This window comes from Polynucleobacter sp. UK-Gri1-W3, from assembly GCF_018881595.1.
Classification (GTDB): Bacteria; Pseudomonadota; Gammaproteobacteria; order Burkholderiales; family Burkholderiaceae; genus Polynucleobacter.
In genome coordinates this window covers 103,519-120,895 of record NZ_JACVQA010000003.1, presented here as the reverse complement: position 1 = coordinate 120,895, position 17,377 = coordinate 103,519, and the positions used below count along the sequence as shown (strand labels likewise).

Annotated in this window: 18 protein-coding genes; 1 reads left to right on the top strand and 17 read right to left on the bottom strand. The window is 36.3% G+C overall.

Features of this window, described 5'->3' with window-relative positions; genetic code table 11:
- The coding region (locus ICN36_RS04880; RefSeq protein ID WP_216227270.1) for a tyrosine-type recombinase/integrase at positions 1–396 on the top strand (396 nt) is incomplete at its 5' end.
- Between the two features lie 17 nt (positions 397–413).
- Here the strand turns inward: ICN36_RS04880 and ICN36_RS04875 are convergent.
- From ICN36_RS04875 to ICN36_RS04795, 17 genes are all read right to left on the bottom strand, one after another.
- Complete coding sequence (locus ICN36_RS04875) at positions 414–911, bottom strand: WbuC family cupin fold metalloprotein (protein ID WP_216227269.1); 498 nt, start codon at positions 909–911, stop codon at positions 414–416.
- On the bottom strand, positions 908–2,101 hold the full coding sequence (locus ICN36_RS04870) for a glycosyltransferase family 4 protein (protein ID WP_216227268.1): 1,194 nt from the start codon (positions 2,099–2,101) through the stop codon (positions 908–910). Before ICN36_RS04870 ends, ICN36_RS04875 begins: the two co-directional genes overlap by 4 nt.
- Positions 2,102–2,108: 7 nt before the next feature.
- Positions 2,109–3,233, bottom strand: a complete 1,125-nt coding sequence (gene wecB, locus ICN36_RS04865; protein ID WP_216227267.1) for a non-hydrolyzing UDP-N-acetylglucosamine 2-epimerase — start codon at positions 3,231–3,233, stop codon at positions 2,109–2,111.
- Positions 3,226–4,236, bottom strand: a complete 1,011-nt coding sequence (locus tag ICN36_RS04860; RefSeq protein WP_216227266.1) for a polysaccharide biosynthesis protein — start codon at positions 4,234–4,236, stop codon at positions 3,226–3,228. Before ICN36_RS04860 ends, wecB begins: the two co-directional genes overlap by 8 nt.
- 12 nt (positions 4,237–4,248) lie before the next feature.
- Complete coding sequence (locus tag ICN36_RS04855; RefSeq protein ID WP_216227265.1) at positions 4,249–5,103, bottom strand: SDR family oxidoreductase; 855 nt, start codon at positions 5,101–5,103, stop codon at positions 4,249–4,251.
- A gap of 10 nt (positions 5,104–5,113) precedes the next feature.
- Positions 5,114–5,968 (bottom strand): hypothetical protein, encoded by an 855-nt coding sequence (locus tag ICN36_RS04850; protein ID WP_216227264.1) that lies wholly within the window; start codon positions 5,966–5,968, stop codon positions 5,114–5,116.
- The gene (locus ICN36_RS04845) at positions 5,961–7,103 is read right to left on the bottom strand and encodes an O-antigen polymerase (protein ID WP_216227263.1); all 1,143 of its coding nucleotides are present in this window, start codon (positions 7,101–7,103) and stop codon (positions 5,961–5,963) included. Before ICN36_RS04845 ends, ICN36_RS04850 begins: the two co-directional genes overlap by 8 nt.
- Before the next feature lie 3 nt (positions 7,104–7,106).
- Positions 7,107–8,006, bottom strand: a complete 900-nt coding sequence (locus ICN36_RS04840; RefSeq protein ID WP_216227262.1) for a glycosyltransferase family 2 protein — start codon at positions 8,004–8,006, stop codon at positions 7,107–7,109.
- Positions 8,003–9,130, bottom strand: coding sequence for an NAD(P)-dependent oxidoreductase (locus tag ICN36_RS04835; protein WP_216227261.1), 1,128 nt, complete (start codon positions 9,128–9,130; stop codon positions 8,003–8,005). Before ICN36_RS04835 ends, ICN36_RS04840 begins: the two co-directional genes overlap by 4 nt.
- Positions 9,127–9,714: an acyltransferase gene (locus ICN36_RS04830; protein WP_216227260.1), complete on the bottom strand. Its 588-nt coding sequence runs from the start codon at positions 9,712–9,714 to the stop codon at positions 9,127–9,129. Before ICN36_RS04830 ends, ICN36_RS04835 begins: the two co-directional genes overlap by 4 nt.
- Entirely contained in the window at positions 9,677–10,219 is a 543-nt protein-coding gene (locus tag ICN36_RS04825) for a DapH/DapD/GlmU-related protein (RefSeq protein WP_216227259.1), read from the bottom strand. The genes ICN36_RS04830 and ICN36_RS04825 overlap by 38 nt, the downstream gene beginning before the upstream one ends.
- Positions 10,220–10,273: 54 nt before the next feature.
- The gene (locus ICN36_RS04820) at positions 10,274–11,104 is read right to left on the bottom strand and encodes a glycosyltransferase (protein ID WP_216227258.1); all 831 of its coding nucleotides are present in this window, start codon (positions 11,102–11,104) and stop codon (positions 10,274–10,276) included.
- A complete protein-coding gene (locus tag ICN36_RS04815) occupies positions 11,101–12,204 on the bottom strand; it encodes a hypothetical protein (RefSeq protein WP_216227257.1) in 1,104 nt (367 codons plus the stop codon). Before ICN36_RS04815 ends, ICN36_RS04820 begins: the two co-directional genes overlap by 4 nt.
- A 100-nt stretch (positions 12,205–12,304) precedes the next feature.
- Positions 12,305–13,048, bottom strand: a complete 744-nt coding sequence (locus ICN36_RS04810; protein ID WP_216227256.1) for a holo-ACP synthase — start codon at positions 13,046–13,048, stop codon at positions 12,305–12,307.
- 2 nt (positions 13,049–13,050) lie between these two features.
- Entirely contained in the window at positions 13,051–14,322 is a 1,272-nt protein-coding gene (locus ICN36_RS04805) for a 2-oxo acid dehydrogenase subunit E2 (RefSeq protein WP_216227255.1), read from the bottom strand.
- Positions 14,319–16,304, bottom strand: coding sequence for an alpha-ketoacid dehydrogenase subunit alpha/beta (locus ICN36_RS04800; protein WP_216227254.1), 1,986 nt, complete (start codon positions 16,302–16,304; stop codon positions 14,319–14,321). The genes ICN36_RS04805 and ICN36_RS04800 overlap by 4 nt, the downstream gene beginning before the upstream one ends.
- A 137-nt stretch (positions 16,305–16,441) precedes the next feature.
- Complete coding sequence (locus ICN36_RS04795; protein WP_216227253.1) at positions 16,442–17,374, bottom strand: hypothetical protein; 933 nt, start codon at positions 17,372–17,374, stop codon at positions 16,442–16,444.
- Positions 17,375–17,377: the final 3 nt, after the last annotated feature.

The following is a 17,377-nucleotide window of genomic DNA, read 5'->3' as shown; positions in this document are numbered from 1 at the left end:
AGCCTCGGCTTGCTTGAGGATGTCCATGATTTGGCTATCGGTAAAGCGGGAGGTTTTCATAGAATTTCCTTTAAATCAAACAACTTAGAAATTCTACTTTTAAGTCAGGTTAAGGGGTGGGGGGATTACCATATAATGCAACAAAACTTAAACGCCAACTTAAATGTAGATCGCATTACCGCGGGCCAGATTAATCGTATCTACAAGAAGATCGCTAGAAAAGCTGGATTAGATGAATCGGCTATTGAGGGTATCAGCGGCCACTCTATGCGCGTAGGTGCCGCGCAGGATTTACTAAATTCTGGAGCAAGTATGCCAATTATTATGCAAAAGGGAAGATGGTCAAAGACGGATACAGTGATGAGATATTTAGAGCACAGTTGCTGCACGGTCTAAAAATTAAAGCATCGAATCTATTTGGTAGTTACCAACTTTTTCAAGTTACCAAAATAATACGCCGCATCAGATGAATCCTCGGCCGGAGCCCATGGAGCATTTTCCTTTGCGGCGCTGGCAATAAATGGGCCGGATTTAACCTCTAAAAGGATTGAACCCTCTACTAGAGCCAATACGGTATGCCAAGCATCAGGTGATAATTCGACTCCAACATTAGCTACGCCTTGAGTAAGAAATTTTTCAGTTCCAAATTCGGAGATTTGCTTAATTTCTCCAGCCTCATCGAAAATTATCAGCGCAAATAACCCCTTAACTGCTATCAAAGTTTCCTCTTTAGGATCTTGATGATGCCTGTGTGGAGGAATGTAACTCTCGATCCCTATAGCGTTAAATAATCTTTGGCAAGGCTCAGCATAATCAAGGTGTAAATTAAAATTTTTCCTACCCCTAGGCGAATGAAAAGCAGATAGAGATAGATTATCCAAAAATGTCTTAGAGAAATCCTTAACGCTCATACTTCAAGAGCCGTCAATATTTGCTTAACCGCAACTTCAGTTGAAAATAGTTCTTTCGCCAAATTTTTGCAACGCAAATCCATTCCATCAACCAGAATTAATTTATCAACCAGAGCCTCTGCAATGTCTCTTAATTCCGTCACTGAAGATCCAGTATAGACAGAGCCAACATTAGCCTCGTTTATCAGATCAACTAGATCATTTCCTGGATTAATTTTTGCCAACACCGGTAGTCCAGACTGCATATAAGATAAAAACTTTCCCGGAATATTATGAGTCTTATGACGTGAATCTAAGATCACCATCCCAATACTGCATTGACTGTAGAGAGCGGGAATCTCAGCAGAATCAATTTCATCAAAAAAAATCATATTATTGAGATTGCGATTTGAGGCCTGACGCTTTAAATCCACATATTCACTACCCCTACCAACCATCAGAAAACCAATATCCGCTCTATTGAGCAGGGATTCCGCTAAATCGAGCACGATCCCTATGCCTTGGGCAACCCCCATATTTCCAGCATAAACAAATATATTTCTGCCGGCCAAAAAAGTATTGCCAACGGATATGCTGCAAAGACCGGGTGAGGTCTCTGATAACCAGTTTTGCAACACCTCAATGTTCTTTGAATTAAATTGAGGCCAGCTTTTAAAGTACTCAATGTTTTTACCAGCCTGAACCCCAATAGTGTCTGCAATCTTGTATTGACTAGCCTCAATCCACTTGAAAAATCTATATGCAATGCCCTTTCTCATCAGACCAAGGTCGAGCGCCCACTCTGGAAAAATATCACGAAGAATCAGATATCCACTACATGAGGAGTTTCTTTTCAGTCTTTTAACAAAGGGTGCCCAGAAAATAGTGGGTGAATACCAAATTACTCCATCTAATTTTTCACTAGAAAGTGGCGACATTAAATAACGCATCCACATGAAATATGGCATAAAAAATTCGGCCGCCGCCCTTCTTATGTAACCCACATCCTTGGTTTTTGGTGACTTAAGTCTGAGTACCCGAACCCCATTCAACACTTCCAACTTCCAAGCTTGATCTAACCCGGAATCCGGGATAATAACCAAAGGAGAAATTCCTTGTTTATTAAGCTCAGCGGCCAAATCCTTAAGCTGTGAAGCAGCGGATGTTCGTGCAGGGTAATAAGAATCAGCAATAACTGCAATGCTTTTCATATACAAACTACTTAGACCAAACCGTTCTATTCACGTAATCAACATAACTCATCACTATGCGAAGTAGCTGCTTAGAAACAGGACCGCCTTCATAGTCTGCAACGGGGTGCATTACTCTTTTAGACCTATCATGTTGAGCAATAATCACCCGAATAGCATCTAACACTCTATCTTTTTTCAAGCCAGTCATAATTAATGTGCCCTCGTCCATTCCCTCGGGGCGTTCGTGAGCATTCCGAATAGTAATAGCAGGAAGGTTTAATAGGGATCCTTCTTCAGAAATTGTTCCGCTATCGGACACAACACAAAGGGCTTCCATTTGAAGTTTGATGTAGTCACAAAAGCCAAATGGCTTTAGAAATTGAATATTTTTATTTAATCTGCCCAGTTCCATAGTATCCAGTCGTTTTTTTGTACGCGGATGGGTTGAGACAATAACCGGCATGTTATATGTATCGGCAATAGCATTGAGCGCCTCAACCATATCCCGCATATTCTCCTGATTATCTATATTTTCTTCTCGATGAGCGCTGACAATAAAGAATTTATTTGACTCGAGACCCATTTGCTTAATGACATCGGAGCTATTGATTTTCGGCATATAAAAATCGAGAACCTCTTGCATATGAGAACCAGTTTTTATGATAGTCTCCGCGGGAATTCCCTCGGCTATTAGATAGCGACGCGCATGCTCTGTTAAGACCAGATTAATATCGCTTAAGTGATCCAAAACTTTACGATTCAACTCCTCCGGAACCCGCTCATCAAAGCATCGATTTCCAGCCTCCATATGAAAAACAGGTATTTTTCTACGTTTGGCAGCAATGACGGCTAAGCATGAATTTGTATCCCCGTAGAGTAGAACTGCATCAGGCTTCTCCGACTCCATTACCTCGTCTGACTTCTCAATCACCCTAGCTATAGTTTGCGCCGCATTGCCTCCAACCACTTCCAGAAAATAATCTGGTTTGCGTATCCCCAAATCCTCAAAGAAAAGCTGATTTAGCTCATAGTCATAATTCTGGCCAGTGTGAACGAGCACATGTTTGGTGTGCAAATCAAACTCAGCAATCGCTCGACTCATCTTAATTAACTCGGGCCGAGTGCCGACTATAGTCATAACTTTAAGCATTTAATTCTTCCTTGAGATAATCTAAAGATAGGAGCAATTCTTTAATTTCAGCAACATTAAGCCTTCTAGTGTTGTGAGAGGTATAGTCATCAAGGTTGGAGATATCTTGCTCGCCCTCACTAAAAAACTGTGCGTAATTTAGATCGCGATTATCGGCTGGAATTCGGTAATATTGCCCCATATCATCAGCCTTTGCCATCTCCTCTCTTGAGATTAAAGATTCATATAGCTTTTCACCATGACGTGTTCCTATAGTTACGATTGCTTGTTTTGACTCGAATATATCTTTTAATGCAATAGCTAAATCCGCAATAGTGGCTGCGGGGGCCTTTTGAACAAAAATATCACCTTGTTTGGCATTGCTAAATGCATGTAGCACCAGGTCAACAGAGTCCTCGAGAGACATTAGAAATCTTGTCATATATGGATCTGTAATTGTCAGCTCTTGATTTTTTTTAATTTGCGAGACAAACAAAGGAATTACAGACCCGCGGGATGCCATCACATTTCCATACCGGGTTGCACATAAAATAGTTTCGCCATCCATTTGAATACGCGATTGAGCAACCATTAACTTTTCAGCCATAGCCTTCGAAATACCCATCGCATTAATTGGGTATACGGCCTTATCTGTACTCAAGAAAACCACTCTCTCCACATGATTTAGTGTGGCTGCATTCATCACATTTTGAGTGCCCAAAATATTGGTATGAACCGCTTCCATCGGATAAAATTCACACGAAGGCACTTGCTTCAAAGCAGCTGCATGAAATACATAATTCACACCCTTCATAGCACGGGAAATACTATCGAAATTTCTAACATCCCCAATATAGAACCTAAGCTTTGGATTATTTAGGGCGATCCTCATATCCTCTTGTTTTTTTTCATCCCGACTAAATATTCTAATTTCCTTTACATCCGTGGAAAGAAATCTTTTCAGCACAGCATTTCCAAATGAGCCGGTGCCACCGGTAATCATTAACACTTTATCTTTAAACATTATGGATACCCATTATTTGCATTCATGCATAGAAGTAATTAGATCAGGCCAACTCGGAGGCACATATCCCGTAGCCAATTGAAATTTCAATGAATTAAGCGAACGATCAATTTTAAAATCATCGTCCATAATTATATCAATCGGCTTCTTATATTCATCAGCAATTAATTTCAAAAGGGAGTACTTATCAATTGGTTTCGCTGCAACATGATATAAACCGGATAAATTTAAATTTGGCAATATAAAATCCCTCACAACCCTTCCAAGCTCGACCGTAGGGAGGCCAGAAAAAATTGCCTGCCTATATCCATTACAACGATTTTTTTGCACCAAAAACCATTCCAACAATCCATATTTAGTATTAATTTCATGACCTATGGTTGAAGTTCTTAAGGTAAGTGCATTTCCGGATAAAACCTCACCAAGAGCCTTGCTCTTACCATAGACATCAGAAGCATCGGGAGTGTCATCCTCACAGTAAAAACCCCTTGTTCCAGAAAAAACACAATCAGAACTTATCTGAATAAATTTTGCATCGGCCAATTTACATAGATTTGCCAGCCTATGTGGAATCAATCCATTAATGGGAATGGCTATCAATGGATTTTCTGCCTCTGCCTTGTGTTTTGTAAGGCCTGCACAATTTATAACTACATCCGGTTGATGTTTGATTAGGATTTCTATGACTGAATCCGTTGACAGTAAATTAATACCTGACTCTAGAGTTACCGGAAGGTCTTTAAAAAAATCCATACGACTTAATTCGGGACGACTAACTCCTATTACGGTATATTTATTATTCTCTGAAATGATCTTGCAAAAGTTGCTTCCAATAAGCCCACCGGCCCCAAAGATTAGTATCTTCATATTAAGTCCATTACGAGAGTGATTTTATAAATGTATCTAAGTTAATATTTTTCCCAATTTCATCAAATTTCATAAAATAATTATTAAAATAAGAGGAGTATGGCAGCCAATATTTATTATCTTTTGGCGTAAAAACAAATACCGGTCTATCTAAGTAATAAGAAAAATGAGCAGGAAAACTATCTGCAGAAATAACTGCTTTTGATTTATTAATTACGCTGGCAAGATTCGGGAAATTTTTTGGAATATATGAGACTGAAATACCTTCTCCATATATATTAATATCGCCCTCCATGAGATAAACAACAGGTAATAACCCTTCAGATATTAATTTTTCGATCAGATATTTTATTACATTATTTGGAATATTTTTATTACCTATCCTGCTAACTGGAAAGATAGAGATTTTCACAATTTTATTTGAATATTCGGCAATCTTAATTTCTTTTTTAAAAAAATTATTATAAGCCAGGTATACATTATTAAAATCTTTAGGTATTGAGCAAACCCTCAATCCTAAAAAAATTAATTTCTCTCTTATTGTAAGCTTGTCAAGCACAATAGTTTTGTTCTTTAAAATCGATTTTACAGCATTCAATGCTTTTCTTAGAGAGATAATACTATAAATACCCTTAATAATACCCTTATCTCTCAAATCAAATATATTGGGCACATCACTGCTACCATAGTTAATTTCAATAATCTCACATCCAGGATTTATTAAATTTGCCAATGGAATAAGGTGAGGCGCTACCAAAAGGGTAATTCCCTTAATTTCTGATTCACTTAGAATTTTTAAAGAGGATATAAGGATTGCAAAATCCCCAAACCCCTTTACACAAAAAAATACCAACCTATTAGACATTTGTGACAACTATTGTTGATGGACTCTTAGCGATTATGCAAAATGCAATAAATAGTGCAAATCCAAGCAATATAACCTTAACCTGTATAATAAATGGATCCCTAAAAAACATAAATGGTAATATTCCGATTAAATACATATAAAGTGAAACTAGATTTTTTGATTTTAAGTTAAATTGTAGAATTTTTAATATATAAGAGAAAATAAAAACATAACAAAGCCCCCCCAGTAATCCAAAGCTGGCAATGGTAGAGGCTACAATACTCATCCCCCCTTGTGGAGATTCTATTTTTGAACATGTGTCAAATATTGTTAACATGTTATTAATTTTATCGGGCCAAATAAAACTTGGAATGATGTTTTTAAATCCCGATAAATAATCTGATGGCCACGAAAATAAATTTAAATCGCAGTTAAATATTGTAAATCCTGAGTAAGAAATAAATATTGGCTCAAAAATATATCCACCTAATAGTGAATCTAAATTTAAATGGCCGCCATTTCTAATAATTCCTATAATTGAAAAAAATGTAATAAAAATTACAGCATAGACATAAATTTTAAATTTTGATATTTTTTTAAATTTTCCGAAATATAATTCGTATGTTAATATCGATATAATAGACATTATTACATATAATCTTCCACCCATTCCAAGCAAAACTATCGAATTAACTATTAAAGAAGTATTATTTATGTAATAGTTTACTTTATTTTCAGAATTTATAATATGTAAATAAGTTTGAATTAATTGTATTGTATTGATTGGACCAACTACTAACGCATCAAGATTCGTGTACCCCTGAAATATATTGTCTCTAGCTATAAATATATAAATTAACTGAATGCACACAATAAAAATTTGTATAAATAAATTTATATTTATAGAAAACTTTTTATTTTTTATTTTTAATATTGGAACTCTGAAATATCTTGGCATCAAAAAAAATATTAGTATTAAAATTCCATAAACCATCGAATATTCAATATTCTCATGAATTGCACCATAATAAAATTGTAAATTTTCAGGCATATATTCTTCTGGAAATTTTAATATCAGTATTGGTGTAAATATATAGTATACCCACCCTAAAAAAAATAATAAATAGTGAATTTTTTTTAATTTTATATTCATAGATTAATTGATTTTCAAATTGAAACCATCTTTTAATCCTGAATTAATACTGTCTGATAATTTTTTTTCTAAAATAATGCTTTTTAATAACCTACTGATCACAATCCACGTTAAAGTAAATATTTTATGGAGCCCATATAAATTTTTTCTTGCGAAATAAATCATATTTCTGGTCGAATAGTACATTGCAAATGGACTATATTCTCCACCTGTAGAATGACTTACTTTATGATAAACAATAGATTTTGCATTGAATTTAATGGCAATATTTTTTTTACCCATTCTCCACACAAAATCAGTGTCGTCTAAATATACGAAATATTTTTCATCCATTTTTCCGACAATGTCAAATACCTTTATATCAAGCATCATAAAACAAGTTGGAGCATAATTTACTGTTATTTGGCTATCGAATTGACATTGATCTTTCTCTTTATACCCCTTATGCGGTGTACGCATGAGCCAACTATTAATATGCCCACCCGCATACCAAATATGCTCTGAAGGCTCATAAAATCTAATTTTTGGCGTCACGACCATATCTCCGCATACTTTAAGGTCACTTAATAGAGTGCCAACCACTTCTGCGCCAAACTCAGTATCATTATTAGCAAGCAATACGTGCGTGCAGCCATTTAATAGCGCCAATTCAATGCCTTGATTGTTACCCTCTGCAACGCCTAAATTAGCATTATTAAATATAACCTCGCAGTTAATTCCATATTGTTTGGATAGCTGAAGTGACTTTAAACTTCCAGAATTTTTGGCGCTGTTATCGATGACATACAAAATATAGTTAGTGAAATTTTGCTCTGAAAGGCTTCTAAAAAATCCTTCAAGTACATCTTCACTGTTATACAACACGGTCACAATGCCTACTTTTGCATCCCCCAAATTATTCACTTAAATAGACCTCGTTTTTTAAGGATATCTAAACTCTCTCCATATCTATCATCTTGTAATGGCTGACCTTTCACCCAATCTACAAATTTAACAATACCCGCTTCAAATGAGGTTTTTGCTTTAAATCCAAGTACCCGCTCTCCTTTTGAGGTGTCCGCAAAATTATGTCGAATATCTCCAACACGATAGGATCCTGTAACCTTAATAGGCACATCAATTCCATATAAACTTACTAATTCCTCGGCAACCTCCAACACACTCGTTGCTGTGCCAGTGCCTACACCAAAAACCTCTCCCGTAACTTCTTCATTGTTTAATGCAAGCACTATTGAATCCACAACATCATCAATATAAATAAAGTCGCGACTCTCATTGCCATCCTCATATATATCAACCCCATGTCCATGGAGAATCCGCGTGGAGAATATCGATAAAATACCAGTATATGGATTCGATAATGATTGGCCTGGGCCATATACATTTTGGAATCTTAAGGCAACAACAGGAATGTTTAGAGCGTTACAATTGAGCAAGGTCATATGCTCTTGTGTATATTTTGTTAGCCCGTAGATTGAATTGGGCTGAATTAAGGAGTCCTCATGAGTTGCAACGGCCTGCATTACTCGTCCAGTTTCGAAACATCTCGGCTCAAAAATACCCCTTGATAAATCGCCTTCATTGCGCGCCCTTGGATAATGGTACTTATCTTCCAAAAAATAACGTCCCTCTCCATATACGGCTCTAGACGACGCCACAACAACTTTACGAATTGCATTTTTGTATTCAGTCATAGCCTCAAGCAGAACACCCGTTCCCTGTACATTAGTCTGGCAATATTTGGTAACCTCATACATTGACTGCCCAGTACCTGTTTCTGCTGCAAGATGAACTACTGCATTACATCCCGCTAGTGCTGAGCGAACAGTATCCAAACAACATACATCGCCATGTATAAACTCACACTTTCCATTGACATGCTGAAGAAGCGGTGACAATGATGGATTGTCACCATGAATCTGTGGACACAACTTATCAAGCACTCGGATCGTATGCCCCTCTAAAAAGAGTCTAGAAACTAGATTGGATCCGATGAAACCCGCTCCACCAGTAATTAATATTCTCATGAAATCCTTGAATGTATTTTTGCGGGAACACCTATAGCCACCGAATAATCTGGAATATCGCAATTAACAAGCGTACAAGCGCCTATAATGCATTTTTTTCCAATTTTTACATTGTGCAATATTACAGAGTGCGCCCCAATTAATGTCCCCTCACCAATCTCAATACTGGTCTTAACATCTGGCAATTGATCGCCGTATTTCTGCAATTCATCTATGCCAATATAAGGGTGGTACGCATTCAATATGCAAACGTATGGCCCTATAGACACATTTTTTGAAATAATTAATTGTCCCTGTGAGATAATATGAGAGCCCTGCTCAATATTTACATGGTCACCAATTATAATTTCAGAAGACCAATTCTTATCGGGTCGGGGAACAATTTCAATCCTACTATTCTCCCGTATAACCACACGATTACCAAGCCGAATTCGATTCATGGGGACCAATAAAATTGGCTTGTAGATCACACATTTACTGCCTATTTCTGAAAATAGAAATTTCCAAAAGAATATTGTGACTAAATATCGGTAGACTAACTTTAACTTAATCATTATTATTTTTACTAAAATAAATCCAGCCATTTGAAGTGAAGTTGTATTGTGCGACTATTTTTGCTGGCATACCTGCCGCCATCGAATAATCCGGAATATCAGATCTAACTATTGAACCAGCAGCAATAACGCAGCCTTTACCAATTTTTACGTTTGGCTCAATAATTGAATGCATACCTATAAAAGTTCCATCGCCAATTTCTACAAATGTTCTTTTTGTTGGCAGTCTTGATCCAATTTTAGGTAATTTTTCTGGATGGTCGATTGGGTGATATGTATCAACAATTACACTAAAACCAGTTATCGATACATTGCTCCCAATCTTAACGCTACACTGACAAATAATATGCACGTTCTGTTCAATATTTACATTGTCGCCTATGAATAAATCTGGGCTCCAGCCTACATTGGGTCTATTAATTACCTCGATCCTAGAAAAATCCCTTATCATTGTTCGGGCACCTATTGAGATATTTGATGCTCCAGTAATAAGCATTGGCTTATAGATCAAAGATCTAACACCTAATTTTTTCAATCTAACCCGCCAATAGGTGTGGGTGATTATTAATCTAATTATTTTATTTATCATTTATTTTATATTTGACAGAATAATATCTTTTTGATTATTATTAATTTGCTCAATAGTTGCATTACTGAATAAATTTTTTTCGTCTGATTTCATGTAAAGATTTAAATGATAAAAAATTTGTTCCATACATAAGTAAAATCCCGCTTTACCTGCCTTGTAACCCCGTTTTCCAATATAGTTAGATAGAAAAATTTTGAGGATATTGCCAATTATTTTATACAAGCTGGCAGACTCAAATTCCTCAACTTGTATATCTGTATATCTATCAATAACACGAAGGTGATCCTTTGCGGTATAAGAAATAAAATGATGTATAAAATATATTTTACTATTTAATCTTAATATTTTATCTTTTGAAACTGTTACAACGCCAAAATTATGAATTTTATTTCCGATAAAATCAATCGCATTTTTTCTAAAAACTCTATTTATATAGCCTGAATGAGCATCAAAACAATATGCGCCATAGTAATAATTTTTCCTACTGATGGATATTATATCTAATGCGGAATCTTTAATTTTTTCTTGGATCTCAACAAGAGTACCCGGGGAAACCATTTCATCGGCATAACCCCAATATATCCATGGAGTTGTAACGGCATCCTTTACAGCTAATGCAGTAAACTCGTCATCTACCCACCCTAAATTTTTATGCAACAGGATTTCAGAACCCAACTGCAATGCAATTTCTCGCGTTCTATCAACGCTATAATTATCAACTATTAAAACTTTTCCGTATTTTATAAAATTTTTTACAACACGCTCAACCCTATCCTCCTCGTTGAACGTGAAAATAACAAATGTAATTTCCTCCGAGAAATTAATGCTCATATTTTAAATTTTCCATTAATTACCAATAAAATTATCAGTAGAAATTGAGATAAAACAATCGGGAGTCCGATAAGAAATATTTTTTCAGGATAATAAATAGAAATTAAAATACCAGCTAATAAGGAAATCGTGGCTGCTATTACGGAATAACTTGATAAATTTTTTGTCCTGCCCATTATGGTCATAGCCACAATTCCTGCCCCAAGCACTAAATTCATTCCCTCAGTCAAAATCCCATAAAATATTAAATTAGAGTATGAAAGATAACTATTGCTCCCCAATATTAAAACTATTTCATCCTTTAATACAATACAAAAAATTATTACTATAAATATTAGAACAATAGAATTTATTATATAATTTATTATATATTTTCCATTTGTAGAGTATATTTTTGGGAGTTCAATTTGAGAATAAATGGATGAAAATGATGCCATTATGCTCGTACCCATATTTCCGACGGCCCCATAGACACCAGAGGTAGCCTGAAATCCCGCCAGTGGATATATTATTCTATATCCTTGCAATTGTAAGAGATTACTAATTGAGGCAATGCTAAGATGAAATACAGATTTTAAATAACTTAGATCTATATTTTTTGCTATTCTGTATTCTATAGTAAATATTTTTTTAGAAATCCACAATAAAGCTAACATCTCAATTGAAATCGCTATTATCGCTGAAAATATTAAACCTATTGCATTAATGGAATAGAAATGACAAATTATATAAAAAATAATTATCTTGAGAATAACCTCAATAAGCAAAGCAAAACCGTTAATTTTATTATGTCCCTTATTATTCAATAGATCACGTAGACCAGAAGTTATAAATAGAATACATGCCATGATATAAATTTCTACAGATGCCAATATATTGATCTTATTAAAAATAATTAATGGCGTGGAAATTAATAGAAATATGGGAACGCTAAAAATAAATGCATAAATTAATATTTTTTTCGTTTCATTTATGTTGATTTTTTCATTTTTTGAAAATTCTGATTGCAAAAAATAATTTACGGGAACAAACAAAATTGAGTTCAATAAGTAAGATAAGGTACTTAAATAAAAAAACACACCCAGTTCCATTGCATCCAATACATTAAGGTAGTACTTTATATATAGAAGACCAAAAAATATTGTGAAAAACCTCAGGATTATTATTCCTGAATTTTGTCTTACAATCTTTGCTAAGGCATTAAAATTTATAGTGAATAACATAAAGAATTAAGAGAAAAAAAGAAATAAGATAAATGAATTTATTATTTATTTTTTCAAATAAACCTCTAGTTTTTTTTATTTCCATAATTGTATCCCCCTCATTTTCAGAAATATTTTTCAGGGCTATTGAATCGGGGCTCACAACAACTGCGATTGCCACTGCATAATCTCCACTGTGAGAAATGCTTACCAAAAAACCCTCTGATCTTGGCATGCCATTTAAATCTGGCAATATCTCAATATCCATAAGTTTTTTATTTAAATTTGAAGCTTTTTGAATAGCCTCTTTTGCGCAAAATATACCAGTTAAAGTTGCTATTGGGTCCGTTTTCGATTGTGCATAAGAAAGTTCTTTTGTAGTGTAGATTTGAGTTAATCCTTTATCTACCTTCGGATCGAAAGATAAGCCCTTCGGAAATAACTCATCGACCCTCTGAATATCAATCCCGATTTGAAATTTACCCATGTCCAACTTACTAGAGGCTGCAGCAATCTCCTTTGAACTTATTTGCAACTGCTCCACACTCACGCCAGCACCACCAAGCAATTGATTGATATAAAATTTTCCAGCTAAAGTAGACTCGTTGAATAAAATGCCATTCTGGCTTAGCCACCCATGAACTCGTGATTTTTGTGCCGAACTAAGGGCAATTTCAACTCGATCTGTAATTGGTTTATTTAAGAGCTTGGACAAATACTCCAAGGTAATTTGAACTGACATTTTCACCAACCTTCAAAACAGTTTCTACAAAGATTCTCATCTTCACCATTAGCTAAAGTCATTTTTATGAACCCACGATGACCCAGCCCCAATTCCTCAACCATGGATTTGCCACAAGCATAACAAGATAATTTAACAACCCCGTTTTTATCAAAAAAATATGATAAAACTCTAGATTTCAATTCCGTCAAGAAGTTGACTACGCTTAACCCTTCTGAAACTCTGTGATCAAAAGATGCAAAGATCTCAAACGTATACTTAGATTTACGAACTACGCCCAAAATCAGAGTTTGATGTCCATTAATTAATGGATACATAAATGAGGCGGGTGAACGCGATAAATCCGAAAAGGTTACGGTTGATTCATTCAGCAAATCCATGGGAATGGTTGTGCCAGAATCATACAAATCTAACAAGCGCCCCACCTCTCCTTGGAGATCTCCTAAAGAAAGCGTATCCGCATTTTTAATGGCCAATACTTTTAGATTTTTACCATTATCAAAACTCCAGCCAAAATTAACTTGCCCATATTGCGCCCAAGTTTTTTCATCAATATAAGAACCATTGAGCTCTGGATATTGCCTCAATAACTTAGAAGCTTCAAAAGCAATTAAATCAGAAATACTATCTTTGAATAAGAAGGGTGGAACAACCAGTCTTTCACCTAAAAGCTTGATTTCAATACCAATAGTAGAGGTAGTGCTTCCGTGATCACCAGCAATCAAGTTTTTAGCCTCAGCTTGCTTTCTCTTGGATAAGGTAACTTTAGTTGATGTAGAGGCGAGAACTGGAGCATCTTTTATTTCGGGCTTTTTATCGGTAGCGGCATACTGATAGATGGCTATAGGTATTGATACGCCTGCATGCTTCTCAACGTCTATACTCGTTAGCCAGCCATGGTCAAATTGACTAAGGTTTACTCCTAACTCTTTTGCACGCTTAATCGCTGCAATTGAAAATTTAGCCTTTAATTTTTGATTACCTAAATTTGATTCAATGCTGTGGGCATTCGATTGCCCTCTAATTTCAACCTCGAAGTCCTGCCCACTTGCAAGCGTAAACAAGAGTGAGCCAACATCAACCTCATCGCCCTTTTCAAGTTTATGGGCTACAACTCCATCCTCAGGAGCATCAATATCTATATTTGTTTTCGATGTTTCGATACTAACAATCACATCTCCTTTTTTAACTTTAGAGCCAGATGCAAAATTAACTTCCAAAATTATTACGGATTCATCATTGACATTTTCACGCGGCACTAATATCTCAATCATGATTTAACTCCATGAGAAGATTTTTTAGCATTCACTAACGCAATAATTCGATCAATTGTTGGCAATACCTCTAACTCTAGCTTGGTAATCGATGGCACAGGAACGGGTTCTGCGCCCACCCTCAGTACGAACCGAAAGAATTGACCTTTCTCGATAAGCTTACTGAGGATTTCAGCCCCAAGACCAAAATCAACCGAACCATCTTCAACGGTTAATAGTCTTCCTGTTTTTTTCACTGAACGCTCAACAAGATTGGTATCCAAGGGATGCAACTGGGTTAAACAAATTAATTCAGGAACAAAATCCGTCTCTTCAAAGAAGCGCTCTAAATGATCTGCAATATGGCGTGCGGTTTCGCCATAACTAACAATAGTCAGCGATGGCGCAGCTACCTTTGGATTTAATCGTAATGCGCCAAATATTTTGGCTTCTCTATTAAGCTCAAAATACTCAGAGCCGCCCCAGAGAGTCTTCCCATAATCAACTTTACTCTCCAAAATCACCAAAGGAAAATTGACCTCTTTTGACTCTTCAATGGGCACGACTGGGTCTATTAAAGAACTTAAGGAAATTACACCAACGTTATCAATCCCCAAGAAGTGCTTTTCGAGTGACTGGGAGTGCGTTGGGCCATAGCCACGCTTTCCCCCCATCGGCGTTCTAATGCGAACTGGAACTGAGGTTTGAAATGCATACATATGATGAATCTTAGAAGCATTGCTAATGAGCTGATCCAATGTATGGGTCATAAAATCACCAAACATGATTTCAGCAAAACTATGAGCGCCCATCAAAGCCATGCCAATAGCAACTCCGAGCAAACCATTCTCACTGATAGATGTATTTCTAACCATCAGTGGAAAATCTGTCGAGAGCCCCTTTGTTACCTTAAATGCGCCACCATAAGGATCACAAATATCTTCCCCAATATGAAAAGCCCCAGCCTCTAAGGTTTTTCGGTAGGCACCATTGAGCGCTTGAACCATCCGCTTTTTTTCATTGAAAACAGGCTCTAATTTAGCGGTTATTTTTCTGGGAAGTTGGTCTTTGACGTAATTATCAAAGCTCAATACTTCTGGATTTACGTTAGCGACGTGGTCATCAATTTGCGCAACAATTTTTTGTGCCAAAGTAGCCCACTGCTCAATGCCTAATAGTTTGGTAAGTGGGTCATTGTCCTTGAAGAATTGAACTTCACTTACATCACGGTCATCATCACCTTTAGAGTGGGCATTAAGCCTGTATGTACGAATCACTAAAAAGGCAGGGTGGCCAGTTCGCACATAATCGATCGCTGCTTTTGATACCTGCATCAGGTTTTCTAAATTCCAGGTATCAGCTTCAAAAGTTTTAATCCCAAATGCTTTTGGGCGATCTAAAACCGACCCTGAAACCCCAATCGTTTGCGGCGTAGATTGAGAATACAAATTATTTTCGCAAACAATTAAGTGGGGAGCCTGGTAAATGGAGGCCAAATTAAATGCTTCATAAAGAGCGCCCTCACCCAAGGTTCCCTCACCAATGTACGAGACGGCAATACCCTCTTGCTTGTGAATTTTATTATGCAGTGCAATGCCAGTTGCCACTGGCACTAGAGCTGCTTGAGGGCCGTTAGAGAGAAAGCCCTTGGCATATAAATGTTGACTGCTACCAAGTCCTTTGCAAACCCCACTCTCCAAACCCATTAATTCATCAATTAATCCCTGCCAATTTTTGGTCTTTGAAATAAAATGTCCATGGCAGCGATGATTCGATGTCACCCAATCATCCGCCGTTAACTGCCCTGCAACTGCAACGGCACAAAATTCCTGACCGACACAAGTATGAACCGTGCCATTCATCTTTCCTTGGGAAAACAATTCCAAAAACTTCTGCTCAACTAAACGAATACGCAGCGCCTCCTCAATCAAATGGGATGAGAGGCCTATTTGATTGGGATTGAGGCCGGGTTGGGCCAGCCGTTTAAAATCTTCTATATTCATAATTAATATATTTACAACGATTATGGAATCGAAATTCCTGCTATGAAAAATACTTTAATTAATTGCCTGTACCAATATTTATTAATAAATGCCTTCGAATTGAATTGCGGGATTTTTATACCTTATTAGTCGTATTTTTAAGTCGCTACGTTCCAATCGGTCTTACTTTCTATGTCACGCCAAATTTCATTAATTCGAGAATACAATCTGTAATAGACTTGATTATCCACGTCAAGAGAATTAATTATTTGACTCAGAATCCCTACCCTCTTATCACTTCCATTTTCTGCTGTCTCATTAGAAAATGGATTTCGTAGTGTAAAGATTTCTAGCGAACCTCTTGAATTTGATCTAATTTGGAATTTTTCTGACTTGCTTCGGCAGTTCAATTCAATCCGAATTTTCGCACCCTGACTATTCACGAATTCCGCTTGCCATTGATATGGCTTTAAGAATTTATCTGATACTATCGCTGAGTATTTCACATCCAAATCATGTGCCTTACCCAAAAGCGCAATCAACTGTATCCCATAAAATCGTAAGGGACCACCCCCTTGGTTATGATCACCTTTCCATGAGGGCGTCTCCGAACCAAAGTAATGCGCATAAAAGTGCCAAGTAATTTCAATTTCGCACATCGAGTCAATTTTTTCTATTTTTTTTATTAATTCTCTTCCCCAATCAGTATTTAAAAAACTATAGCCAATCCGGATTGAATCGGATAATTCAATACTTCTTTTTAGTATGCTGCATGCGTCTATTGGTACTGCAGCTAAAGGTTTCTCGAGAATTAAATACTTGTATTTTTTTAAATCAGTATCCATCAAATATTTTTTTTGAATTAATGGTGGCACAGAAATAATGAGTGAATCGGATTGAGTAAGAATCTCCTCGCGAGTACTAACAAAATTGATCATAGGTAAATACTGCCTAAGTTCTGGTCTTTTATTAATGACATCATGATGCTTTGCTAGCACTATTGCACGCAATAGAGGGTTTGAAGCTAATGCAGGAATATATCCATACAGCCCAAATCCACCTCCTAATACCCCCCATCGCTGAACTAACATTGC